This is a genomic window from Azonexus fungiphilus (assembly GCF_003634965.1).
Taxonomy (GTDB): domain Bacteria; phylum Pseudomonadota; class Gammaproteobacteria; order Burkholderiales; family Rhodocyclaceae; genus Azonexus; species Azonexus fungiphilus.
This window is the reverse complement of record NZ_RBXP01000011.1, coordinates 220,341-231,001: the sequence shown is the minus strand read 5'-3', so window position 1 is coordinate 231,001 and position 10,661 is coordinate 220,341. Positions and strand designations below refer to the sequence as shown.

Here is a 10,661-nt window from a genome sequence, read left to right as displayed (position 1 = left end):
GTATTGGAAATTTAAGGTAAAACCGTGACTTGGTCAATCGACAAAGGGAAATCCCTAGGCTTGCGATTTGGCCAGCGGCTGGTTAGAATGGCGCGGTCTTACCAATCTTGGTGGTCTTACCAATGCCGAACAAGGTGCAGGTTCCGCGAATTTCCGATGCCGTCGCCTCGACGCTCGAACGCCGCATCCTCGAGGGCTCGCTGAAGCCCGGCGACCGCTTGCCGGCCGAGCGCGAGCTGGCGATCGAGCTGGGCGTGTCGCGGCCGAGCCTGCGCGAGGCGATCCAGAAGCTGGCCTCGAAAGGCATGCTGCAAAGCCGCCAGGGCGGCGGCACCTTTGTCACGGCGGCGCTGGAGAAGAGTTTCTTCGACCCCTGGCAGGACATGATGGGTTCCTACCCGAATCTGCGCGAGGACATGCTCGAATTCCGCCGCATGCTCGAAGGCCAGGCCGCCGAATGGGCCGCCGAGCGCGCCACCGACGCCGACCTGCAGCGCCTCGAGCAGGCCTACACCGCACTCCAGGCCTCGTTCGGCAACGACGACACCGAAAAGCGCTCGGCCGCCGACATCGCCTTCCACCAGGCCATCGGCGACGCCTCGCACAATGTCCTGATCGGCCACCTGTCGGCGGCGCTACTGCGCCTGATGCACGACAACATCCGCCTCAACCTCGGCGAACTGAAGAGCGTGCCGGCCGCCGGCAAGCTGCTGATGAGCCAGCATGCGGCGATCCACGCGGCGATCGCCGAACGCAAGCCGCAGGCGGCGCGGGCTGCCGCCGAAACGCACATCGACTTCGTGCGCGAGACGCTGGCGCAGACGCTGCGCTCGGTCGCCCGCCGCGAAACCGCCGAACGCCGGCTGAATACCGATTTCTCGACCCCCTGATTTTTCCGCTTTTCAATTTCGACCCCACCGAAAGGACCCCCTGATGGAAGCCCTTGTCATCCCCTTCGAAAAACTGCGCATGACCGACGTCGACCAGGTCGGCGGCAAGAACTCGTCGCTCGGCGAAATGATCTCGCAGCTCGCCGACACCGGCGTCCGCGTGCCGGGTGGCTTCGCCACGACGGCGCATGCCTACCGCGAGTTCCTGGCCCAGTCCGGCCTCGACAAGAAGATCAACGACACGCTCGATGCGCTCGATGTCGATGACGTCAATGCCCTGGTCAAGACCGGCGCCGAAATCCGCCAGTGGATCCTCGACACGCCGTTCCCGATGGACCTGACCATCGCCATCACCGAGCAGTACCAGCGCCTGGTTGCCGAATCCAACGCCGACATGTCCTTCGCCGTGCGCTCCTCGGCCACCGCCGAAGACCTGCCGGATGCTTCCTTCGCCGGTCAGCAGGAAACCTTCCTGAACATCGTCGGCCTGGAAAACATCATGCACGCGATCAAGGAAGTCTTCGCGTCGCTGTACAACGACCGCGCCATCTCCTACCGCGTGCACAAGGGCTTCGTGCACGCCGACGTCGCGCTGTCGGCCGGCATCCAGCGCATGGTCCGTTCGGACAAGGGCGCTGCTGGTGTGATGTTCACGCTCGACACCGAATCCGGTTTCCGCGACGCCGTCTTCGTGACCTCTTCCTACGGGCTGGGCGAAACGGTGGTGCAGGGCGCCGTCAATCCGGACGAGTTCTACGTGCACAAGCCGATGCTGGAAAAGGACAAGAAGGCCGTGATCCGCCGCAACCTCGGCTCGAAGATGATCAAGATGACCTTCGCCGCCGAGAAGGTCGCCGGCAAGTCGACGATCACCGAAGAAGTGGAAGAATCGCTGCGCCACCAGTTCTCGATCAACGACGAAGAAGTCATGGAGCTGGCCCGCTACGCCCAGATCATCGAAAAGCACTACGGTCGTCCGATGGACATCGAGTGGGGCAAGGACGGCGTCGACGGCAAGCTCTACATCCTCCAGGCCCGCCCGGAGACCGTGCAATCGCAGGCCGCCGCCGGCAAGCAGGAAAAATTCAAGCTGAAGTCCTTCTCCAAGGTGCTCGCTTCCGGTCGCGCCATCGGCCAGAAGATCGGTGTCGGCCCGGTTCGCATCGTCAAGGACCCGAAGGAGATGGACCAGGTCAAGCCGGGTGACGTGCTCGTCGCCGACATGACCGATCCGAACTGGGAACCGGTGATGAAGCGCGCTTCCGCGATCGTCACCAACCGTGGCGGCCGTACCTGCCACGCCGCGATCATCGCCCGCGAACTGGGCATCCCGGCCATCGTCGGCTGTGGCGACGCGACCGAGACGCTCAACGAAGGCGACACCGTGACGGTTTCCTGCACGGAAGGCGATACCGGCCACGTCTATCGCGGCAAGCTCGACTTCGAAGTCACCACCCGCGACATCTCGGCCATGCCGGACGTCCCGGTCAAGGTCATGATGAACGTCGGCAACCCGGAACTGGCCTTCGAATTCGCCCAGCTGCCGAACGCCGGCGTCGGTCTGGCCCGCGTCGAGTTCATCATCAACAACGTCATCGGCATCCACCCGAAGGCGATCCTCGACGTCGAGCGCCTGCCGGCTTCGAAGCGCGACGAGATCAAGCGCCGCGCCCGTGGCTATGCCTCGCCGAAGGACTTCTTCGTCGAGAAGCTGGTCGAGGGCGTGTCCACCATCGCCGCCGCTTTCTACCCGAACCCGGTCATCGTCCGCCTCTCCGACTTCAAGTCCAACGAATACCGCAAGCTCCTGGGCGGCGAGCTCTACGAGCCGGAAGAAGAAAACCCGATGCTCGGCTTCCGCGGCGCTTCGCGCTACATCGCGCAAAGCTTCCGTGACTGCTTCGAGATGGAATGCCGCGCCATGAAGCGCGTGCGTGAAGAGATGGGCCTGACCAACGTCCAGCTGATGGTGCCGTTCGTGCGTACCGTCGGCGAAGGCCAGGCGGTCGTCGACCTGCTCGCCGAACACGGCCTGAAGCAGGGCGAGAATGAACTGAAGCTGATCATGATGTGTGAAATCCCGTCGAACGCGCTGCTTGCCGACGATTTCCTGAAGATCTTCGACGGCTTCTCGATCGGCTCCAACGACCTGACCCAGCTCAGCCTCGGCCTCGACCGCGACTCCGGCCTGGTTGCCAACCTGTTCGACGAACGCGATCCGGCCGTCAAGATGCTGCTGGCCATGGCCATCTCCGCCGCCAACAAGGCCGGCAAGTACATCGGCATCTGCGGCCAGGGCCCGTCGGATCACCCGGACCTCGCCGAGTGGCTGATGGATCAGGGCATCAGCTCGATCTCGCTGAACCCGGACACCGTCGTCGATACCTGGACGCGCCTGGCGACGCACAAGAAGGGCTGAACGAAAATTGCCCGGATTTGACGGTCAACCGTCAGATTCCGGGAAAAACGAAAAAGGCCGGGAGCGATCCCGGCTTTTTTTATTGCATGGTTTGGATTCAGTTTTGCCTGGGCGTACCGCACCAGTGGAGAGCGAGCGACGGATCGATCTCAAGGAGCTTTGCGTAAAGCTGCTGCAAACCCGATTCCGAAAAGTCCGGAATGCTGACGCATAGCTGATTGGCCACAGGCTTGCCTTCGTTTTCCGGTGAGCACAGTGGTGCCAGGAGCCTTGTTTCCCAAACGATATCGCCGTAACCATCCGGGCCAATAGCGGCGATGGATGAGTGCAGACGGAGGTCGGAAGCGGTGATTTCCGGGATTCGTTTCATGGTCTTTCTCCTACGGAAATTCAACGGATAGTTGAATTTAAGCTATTGAAAAATAAAGAATATTGCAGGATTTATGCTAGCTGCCTCCGGAGAGGCGCGCAAGCGGTTTTGGGGGCTCCCGGCATCCCGCCTGGTTTCACGAAGACCCTTGTGTCCGGCCGTCGTTCGATCGACTTTCAGCAAAAACTCGGGAATTTTGCGGTCGACCGTAAAAATCCGGCAAAAATGCCCGGAAGTCTTCCCGGGCATTAGCATCCAGGCGCCGCTGCATGGCATGCAGCCGCCGCTGGCGCGCGGTGAGTTGGTCGAAATCCTGCCCGACTACCGGCCGCCGGCGCTGCCGGTGACGCTGCTCTACGGCAACCGGCGCCACCTGGCCAAGCGCGTGCGGCTGTTCATGAACTGGCTGGCCGAGGTGTTGCAGCCCCGTCTGTACGCGACGCCGCGCTAGCGCCAGCTCGGTTCAGTGTGCGGCCTGCCTGACGCTGGCGAGCAGGGCGGCGGCAGCGGCGAAAAGGCCGCCGAAGACGCGGTTGAGCAGGCGCTGCTGGCCGGGTTCGCGGAGCAGGCGCAGGACGCGGGCGGCAAGCCCGGTGTAGCCGGCCATGACGACCAGGTCGACGGCAACCATCGTCGCCGCCATGGTCAGGTATTGCGGCAGCAGCGGCTGGCTTGAATCGAGGAATTGCGGCAGCACCGCGAGGATGAAGACGATCGCCTTCGGGTTGCTGGCATTGACCACGAAGCCGCGCAGCACCAGCGCCAGCGGCCGGCCGCGGCGGGCGTCGACGGCCTCGGCCGAGAGTTCGCCGGCCGGGGCGATCCATTGCTTCCAGCCGAGATAGAGCAGGTAGCCGACGCCGAACCACTTGATCAGCGCGAAGGCAAGTTCCGAGGTGGCCAGCACCGCGCCGACGCCGGCGGCGACGATGGCGATCTGCAGCAGCAGCGCCAGTTGCAGGCCGATCGCGTTCCAGAAACCGCGGCGGAAGCCGAAGCTGAGGCCGGACGACATCGAGGCGATGGCACCGGCGCCGGGCGACAGGCTGATCACCCAGCAGGCGATGAAGAAGGCGAACCAGGTTTGCAGTGACATGGGGATGGGATTTGTCGGAAAAGGCAGAGAATAGCTTTTCCTGGTGCTCTGGGCGAGACTCGAACTCGCACGTCTTGCGACACTACCCCCTCAAGATAGCGTGTCTACCAATTTCACCACCAGAGCTTCGTCCGGGTTGCGGACAGGGCGCATGGCGCCCGATCTTTCGTTGGTGCCCAGGAAGGGACTCGAACCCCCACGGTGTTACCCGCTAGTACCTGAAACTAGTGCGTCTACCAATTCCGCCACCTGGGCAGGCGTCGAAAGGGGGCGAATATTAAGGCAAGAATCGAAGCCTGGCAAGGCCAATTTCAGGCTTTCGCAAAATCGCCGAAAAGCCCGCGCCGGGCGGCTGCCGCGGCGCAGGCCGGAACTTAGCCGGCAGTGTGGGCGGCGAGGGCGGTAATCGAGGTGATCACCAGGTCGTGGCGGGCGGCGTAGTCGCGTACGGCCTGGCCGCGCATCATCGTGCCATCCGGGTTCATCAGTTCGCAGAGGATGGCTGCCGGGCGCAGACCGGCCAGTTCGGCGAGCAGCACCGCGCCTTCGGTATGGCCGCGGCGGCCGTGCACGCGGCGGTCGTGGGCGCGCAGCGGAAAGATGTGGCCGGGGCGGACCAGGTCCTCGGCACGCGCGTTCTCGGCGGCGGCCATGAGCACGGTGACGCAGCGGTCGGCGGCGGAAACGCCGGTGGTGACGCCGTGACGGGCCTCGATCGAGACGGTGAACGGGGTGCCGTGGCGGCTGCCGTTGGCAGCGACCATCGGCGGCAGTTCGAGCCGGTCGGCAGTGGCGTTGTCGAGGCAGAGGCAGACGATGCCGCTGCAGTCGTGGATGAAGCGGGTCATCCAGGCGGCGGTGACGTGTTGCGCGGCCATGATCAGGTCGGCTTCGTCCTCGCGGTCGTCGTCGTCGAGGACGATCACCGGCCGGCCGGCACGGATCGCGGCGATGGCCGCGGCCAGCTGTTCGCCGGCGTGGGGGGAGAGGGGTTGCGTGGTTTGCATGAAACGCTCCTGTAAGGTTGAAGAGAGGCGTTCCAGGGATGCAGAAAGCCCGCGGCGATCCTGGCGGATGGTCGCGGGACATGGCTGCCTTCTTTCATCCGGACTGTGACCGTCGGCTTCGGCATCGCACCGAATCTGCTGACCCGCGGCTGTCGCGGCGCTCGCGGGCTCGTCCGCGTTCGCACGCGCACTTACCGCCGGTGGGGAGTTCCACCCCGCCCTGAAGACAGGCGGAGGATAGGCGCATTCAGTCGGCCAGGCAACGCGGGCCGGCTGCGGTTGCAGTAATGAAAAAGACGGTTTGCTATGCTAAGTTAACAAAAATGGCAAAAGGGGGTGAATATGTTTTCTTCAATCAAGGGCAGGATGACGGCCTTCGTGCTTGGCGTCATCGTCATCATTTCGGTGATTTTCTGTACGCTGGCTTACTGGAAGATGAAGGAAGCAATGGCCGAGGCGATCATCAACCAGGTCGACCAGGCCGCTGGCGCAAAAGTCAGTTTCATCGCCGAATGGGTGGCTTCGCGGCAGCAGGTCGTCGCCTCCGTGCTGGGCCGTTTCCAGGCCGGCGAACTGAAGCCGGTGCTCGATCAGGCGAAGGAAGCCGGGAGCTTCGACGACATGTACGTCGGCGAGGCCAGCGGGCGGATGACCCAGTTCTCGGGGGCAACGCTGGTGCCGGCCGGTTACGATCCGCGCGTCCGCCCGTGGTATGTCGCTGCATCGGCGAGTAAGGAAGCGATCGCCTCGCCGCCCTATATCGATGCGTCGACCAAGCTGCCGATCATCACCTTTGCCAAGGCGCTCTACGCTGCCGACGGCAAGGTGCTGGCGGTGGCCGGCGGCGATGTCCAGCTCAAGCGGGTGGTGGACGAGGTCCTGGCGGCGCGCTTGCCGGGCGACGGCTATGCTTTCCTGATCACCCGTGACGGCGTCGTGATCGCCCATCCGGCGAAGGATTCGGGGCTGAAGAAGATCGACACCGTGATCGCCGGCTTGAAACTGGCCGACCTGAGCCAGGATGGCAAACTGCGCTCGCTCTCCTTCGATGGGGAGCAGGTTCTCGCCACCCTGTTCCCGATCGGGCGCACCGACTGGCTGATGGGCGTGGTCGTCCCCGAGAGCAAGGCAATGGCGCCGATCAATCGCTTGCTCTACGGCATGCTGGCAGTGATGGCGGTGGCGCTGGTCGTCGTCTTCTTCGTCACCTCGTTCGGCATCGCTCGGCTGATGAGCGGGATTTCGCTCCTGCGCGATGCGATGGCCGACATTTCGCGTGGCGGCGGCGACCTCACGGTATCGCTGGCGGTGGACAGCCGCGACGAGGTCGGTGAAACCAAGCAGGCCTTCAACCGCTTCCTGGCATCGCTGCGCAACATGGTCAGCGACATCAAGGCCGATTCGTCGAGGCTGCTCGACGGCATCGAAACCGTCAGCCAGGCGACCGAGCGCATCAGCGAGTCGTCGGCGGCGCAGACCAATGCCGCCGATGCGACCTCGGCCGCGGTCGAGGCCATGACCTCGAGCATCGGTGACATCGCCGAGTCGGCGCGCAACGCCGAGGGCATGACCCACGAGTCGGAGCGTGCCTCGCGTCAGCTGGCCCGGGAGGTGCGCGAGGCGGCCAACGAAATCGCCCTGATCGAGACGACCGTGCGCCAGCTGGAAACCGTCCTCAAGGCGCTCGATGGTCGTTCGATGGAAATCAGCAACATCGTCGGGGTGATCAAGGATATTGCCGACCAGACCAACCTGCTGGCACTCAATGCGGCCATCGAGGCGGCGCGGGCCGGCGAGCAGGGGCGCGGTTTCGCGGTGGTGGCCGACGAGGTGCGCAAGCTGGCCGAACGGACCGGCGTGTCCACCGTCGAGATCAGCAAGATGATCCAGCTGATCCAGGAAGAGACCAAGAGCGCCGTCGGCAGCATGCAGATGGCGGTCGAGCAGGTCAATAGCGGGGTCGAGAAGTCGCAGGCGGTGACGCATTCGATCGACCTGATCGAGCGCAACGCCGCTGCCGTCGAGCAGGCGCTGGTATTGATCGCGAGCAGCACCGCCCAGCAGTCCGGCAGCAGCCGCGAGATCGCCAGCAACGTCGAGCGGATTCACGACATGGCCCGCAATGCCGATATTTCGGTGCGCGAGACGCAAAGCCAGACGCAGCAGCTGCGTCAGCTTGCCCAGGACATGAAGGTGCTGATGGATCGCTTCCGCGTCTGAGGCGGCGGCCGCTTTCAGCGTAGCGGCAGGTCGCGCGTCTCGCCCTGGCGCGGCAGCCAGAAACGTTCTGCGGCGACACCGTGGCCGGCGAGGGCTGCGGCGAGGTCGCGCGGCGGCTGGTCGAGGCTTTCCTGCGACAGCGCGAAGCTGCCCCAGTGCACGCCGATGGCCTGGGCGGCGCCTGTGTCTTCCATGATCCGCACGGCTTCGTCCGGGTTGTTGTGCTGGCGGCGCATGAACTCGCGCGGCTCGTAGGCGCCGATCGGTACCGCCAGCAGGTCGACCGGGCCGAGCCGGCGACGGATCTCGCGGAAGTCCGACGAGTAGCCGGTGTCGCCGGTGTACAAAAATGTGCTTTTTTGACGGTCGACCGTGAAATCGAGGAAAAAACCGCCCCACAGCGTCGCGTTGGCGTCGAACAGGGTGCGTTTGCTCCAGTGCTGGGCCGGCGTCAGGTGCAGGCTGAGGCCGTCGAAATCGATCCGCTGCCACCAGTCGAGTTCGCGCACCCGGCCGATGCCGGCGGCGTCGAACCAGGCCTTGACGCCGAGCGGAACGATGAACTCCGGCGTGTCGCCGCGCGCGAGCAGGGCCCGCAGCGTCGGCTCGTCGAGGTGGTCGTAGTGGTTGTGCGAGATCAGCACCAGGTCGATGCGCGGCAGCCCGGCGACCTCGAGCGGCGGCGGCACCTTGCGTTCGGCGGCCAGCCACGGCGACGGGCCGGCGAAGGACGAGAGGTTGGGGTCGATCAGGATGTTGCGCCCGCCGGCCTGCAGCAGCAGGCTGGCGTGGCCGAGCCAGGTCAGCCGCGGCGGCCCCGCCGGATCGTCGAGGCGGGCGCGGTCGGGGACTGCCCGCCAGCGTTCGGCGAAGGCGGCGTAGCCGCCGGCCGGTTCGGCGGCGGGGCGGAAATCGCCGCGCCAGCGCCGGTAGATCACTTCGTACCAGGGCGCGCCCTCGACCCGGGCGGCCGGATCGCTGTTGACGAAGCCATCCGGCCGGTGATGTGCCTTGCCGGCGTCGTAATACGGATTGACCGTGCCGCAGCCGGCCAGCGCGCAAGCCAGCAGCAGGCCGGGGAGGCGGGCGCGCACCGGCTTACAGGCCGCCGCCGCGGACCAGGTTCATGACCTGGCCGGCGTCCAGCGTCTGCGCCCGCTGCTCGATCTGCGGCAGATACTGGCTTTGCAGTTGCTTGGCCGGCCCGAGCAGGCCCTGGAAGCTGTCCTGCAGGAGTTGCGTGCTCATCTGCCGGCCGCCGGCGTAATAGCGTTTGGCGACCTGGCCGAGGGCATAGGTGGTGGCGAACGAGAAGGCCATGCCGGTGGCGGCGCGGCCGATCTTGCCCGCGGTCTTGCCGGCCATCTTGCCGAGCAGGCCGCCGAGCAGCTTGCGGCCGAACTGTTCGAGGTACTGCGAGGTCAGGCCGACGCCGACGGTGGCGAGGAATTCCTTGATGTGGCCCTGGTCGAGATCGACCCCGTAAGCCTTGCCGATGCGCCAGACCATCTTCACCTGCAGCGGGATGATCGCCACCGAGGCCCAGGATTGCGGCAGCAGTTCGAGGGCACCGTTGAGGATCGCGTAGTTGAGGATGGTTTTGTCGAGTTCAGCCGCGTTGACCGTCACATTCGCCGCGGCCGCCGCCGGCATGGCTGCCGCGGCCGCCGCCGGCATGGCTGCCGCGGCGCTGGCCGCCAGCGTATCGGCCTGGGCGGCGAAGGCGCTGGCTTCGGCGTCGCCGTCGAGGCCGAGGCGGGTCTTGAGGTCGGCGAGGAAGCGTTGTTCGGCAGCGCTCTGGACGCCATCGGCGTCGCAGACGCAGACCGCCATCTCGTAGGCGAACTGGCGCTGGCCGAGTTCGCCCAGCGCCTGCACGGCGCCGTCCAGCGTCACCCGCTTGAACAGCACGTCCTGGTAGAGCTTCGGCAGTTCGGGCGCGGTCTCGCCGATCGAGTCGGCGAAGCGGCGGATGTGCTCGCGCTCGCGGTCGTCGTTGCTGCCGTCGGCGAAGGCGGCGAACAGGCTGATCGTCAGGATGGCGTTTTCCGGGGTCATGGCGATGTCTCGGTTGGTGGCAATCGCGCCATTCTGCCGATGGCCCCGGGGTTTTGACAGTAGCCGTCTGTAACGATCTGTTGCCGGTGTTCAGGCGGTGAAGCTGGGGGGCATCTGGGCGGCGACGATCTCGCCGCGCGCGGTGGCGACGCCTTCGGCATAGACGGTGGCTTCGACGATCACCTTGCGGCCGCGGATTTCCTTGACCTTGCCGCGGATCTCGAGTTCCGGGCCGAGCGGCGTCGGCTTCAGGTAATCGACATGCAGCGAGGCGGTGACGAAGCGGAACGGCGGTTCGCTGTCCATCGCCCGGTTTTCCTGGCGATACATCGCCGCCGCCGCGGTGCCGGTACCGTGGCAGTCGATCAGCGAGGCGAGCAGGCCGCCATAGACGAAGCCGGGGATCGCCGTATGTTCCGGGCGCGGGGTGAAGCGGGTGACGGTCTCGTCGCCGTCCCAGTCGGTCTTGATCTGGTGGCCGTGCGCGTTGAGCTTGCCGCAGCCGTAGCAATGGGCGACGTTTTCGGGGTAGTAATCCTGGAAGGCGGGCATCTGCGGTTCTCCGGTTGAAAATCAGCGGACGATGATAGGCCGCCGCCTT

General features: G+C 65.2%; 10 protein-coding genes, 2 tRNA genes and 1 riboswitch. Of the genes, 4 read left to right on the top strand and 8 right to left on the bottom strand.

What is annotated here, in order from left to right:
- The first annotated feature begins 122 nt into the window (after positions 1-122).
- Positions 123-890: an FCD domain-containing protein gene (locus DFR40_RS03930; protein WP_121457167.1), complete on the top strand. Its 768-nt coding sequence runs from the start codon at positions 123-125 to the stop codon at positions 888-890.
- A 43-nt stretch (positions 891-933) separates the two neighbouring features.
- Positions 934-3,309: a phosphoenolpyruvate synthase gene (gene ppsA, locus DFR40_RS03925; RefSeq protein WP_121457166.1), complete on the top strand. Its 2,376-nt coding sequence runs from the start codon at positions 934-936 to the stop codon at positions 3,307-3,309.
- A 97-nt stretch (positions 3,310-3,406) separates the two neighbouring features.
- On the opposite strand, the gene DFR40_RS03920 is transcribed toward ppsA, so the two are convergent.
- A complete protein-coding gene (locus DFR40_RS03920; RefSeq protein ID WP_121457165.1) occupies positions 3,407-3,679 on the bottom strand; it encodes a hypothetical protein in 273 nt (90 codons plus the stop codon).
- 274 nt (positions 3,680-3,953) lie between these two features.
- On the opposite strand from DFR40_RS03920, the gene DFR40_RS17120 reads away from it, so the two are divergent.
- Positions 3,954-4,130, top strand: a complete 177-nt coding sequence (locus DFR40_RS17120; protein WP_170160151.1) for a type 2 periplasmic-binding domain-containing protein — start codon at positions 3,954-3,956, stop codon at positions 4,128-4,130.
- Between the two features lie 12 nt (positions 4,131-4,142).
- Here DFR40_RS17120 and DFR40_RS03915 read toward each other — a convergent pair whose 3' ends face one another.
- The 4 genes from DFR40_RS03915 to ribB form a co-directional block, all read right to left on the bottom strand.
- The gene (locus tag DFR40_RS03915; RefSeq protein WP_121457164.1) at positions 4,143-4,775 is read right to left on the bottom strand and encodes a LysE family transporter; all 633 of its coding nucleotides are present in this window, start codon (positions 4,773-4,775) and stop codon (positions 4,143-4,145) included.
- A gap of 41 nt (positions 4,776-4,816) precedes the next feature.
- Positions 4,817-4,901 (bottom strand) — tRNA-Leu (locus DFR40_RS03910).
- 44 nt (positions 4,902-4,945) lie between these two features.
- Positions 4,946-5,030 (bottom strand) — tRNA-Leu (locus tag DFR40_RS03905).
- 119 nt (positions 5,031-5,149) lie between these two features.
- Positions 5,150-5,782, bottom strand: a complete 633-nt coding sequence (gene ribB, locus DFR40_RS03900; protein ID WP_121457163.1) for a 3,4-dihydroxy-2-butanone-4-phosphate synthase — start codon at positions 5,780-5,782, stop codon at positions 5,150-5,152.
- A gap of 82 nt (positions 5,783-5,864) precedes the next feature.
- A riboswitch (FMN riboswitch) is annotated at positions 5,865-6,014 on the bottom strand.
- Positions 6,015-6,124: 110 nt separating this feature from the next.
- Here ribB and DFR40_RS03895 point away from each other — a divergent pair.
- Complete coding sequence (locus DFR40_RS03895) at positions 6,125-8,002, top strand: methyl-accepting chemotaxis protein (RefSeq protein WP_121457162.1); 1,878 nt, start codon at positions 6,125-6,127, stop codon at positions 8,000-8,002.
- Positions 8,003-8,016: 14 nt separating this feature from the next.
- On the opposite strand, the gene DFR40_RS03890 is transcribed toward DFR40_RS03895, so the two are convergent.
- The 3 genes from DFR40_RS03890 to DFR40_RS03880 all read right to left on the bottom strand — a co-directional run bounded on the left by DFR40_RS03890 (position 8,017) and on the right by DFR40_RS03880 (position 10,612).
- The gene (locus DFR40_RS03890; RefSeq protein WP_211329718.1) at positions 8,017-9,096 is read right to left on the bottom strand and encodes an MBL fold metallo-hydrolase; all 1,080 of its coding nucleotides are present in this window, start codon (positions 9,094-9,096) and stop codon (positions 8,017-8,019) included.
- Positions 9,097-9,100: 4 nt separating this feature from the next.
- Entirely contained in the window at positions 9,101-10,060 is a 960-nt protein-coding gene (locus DFR40_RS03885; RefSeq protein ID WP_121457161.1) for a DUF533 domain-containing protein, read from the bottom strand.
- A gap of 90 nt (positions 10,061-10,150) precedes the next feature.
- Positions 10,151-10,612: a PaaI family thioesterase gene (locus tag DFR40_RS03880; protein WP_121457160.1), complete on the bottom strand. Its 462-nt coding sequence runs from the start codon at positions 10,610-10,612 to the stop codon at positions 10,151-10,153.
- Between the last annotated feature and the right edge of the window lie 49 nt (positions 10,613-10,661).

Bases quoted from the DNA above. Each gene is read 5' to 3' on its own strand.
- DFR40_RS03930 (WP_121457167.1), top strand. From the start codon at position 123: ATGCCGAACAAGGTGCAGGTTCCGCGAATTTCCGATGCCGTCGCCTCG.
- ppsA (WP_121457166.1), top strand. From the start codon at position 934: ATGGAAGCCCTTGTCATCCCCTTCGAAAAACTGCGCATGACCGACGTC.
- DFR40_RS03920 (WP_121457165.1), bottom strand. From the start codon at position 3,679: ATGAAACGAATCCCGGAAATCACCGCTTCCGACCTCCGTCTGCACTCA.
- DFR40_RS17120 (WP_170160151.1), top strand. From the start codon at position 3,954: ATGCAGCCGCCGCTGGCGCGCGGTGAGTTGGTCGAAATCCTGCCCGAC.
- DFR40_RS03915 (WP_121457164.1), bottom strand. From the start codon at position 4,775: ATGTCACTGCAAACCTGGTTCGCCTTCTTCATCGCCTGCTGGGTGATC.
- ribB (WP_121457163.1), bottom strand. From the start codon at position 5,782: ATGCAAACCACGCAACCCCTCTCCCCCCACGCCGGCGAACAGCTGGCC.
- DFR40_RS03895 (WP_121457162.1), top strand. From the start codon at position 6,125: ATGTTTTCTTCAATCAAGGGCAGGATGACGGCCTTCGTGCTTGGCGTC.
- DFR40_RS03885 (WP_121457161.1), bottom strand. From the start codon at position 10,060: ATGACCCCGGAAAACGCCATCCTGACGATCAGCCTGTTCGCCGCCTTC.
- DFR40_RS03880 (WP_121457160.1), bottom strand. From the start codon at position 10,612: ATGCCCGCCTTCCAGGATTACTACCCCGAAAACGTCGCCCATTGCTAC.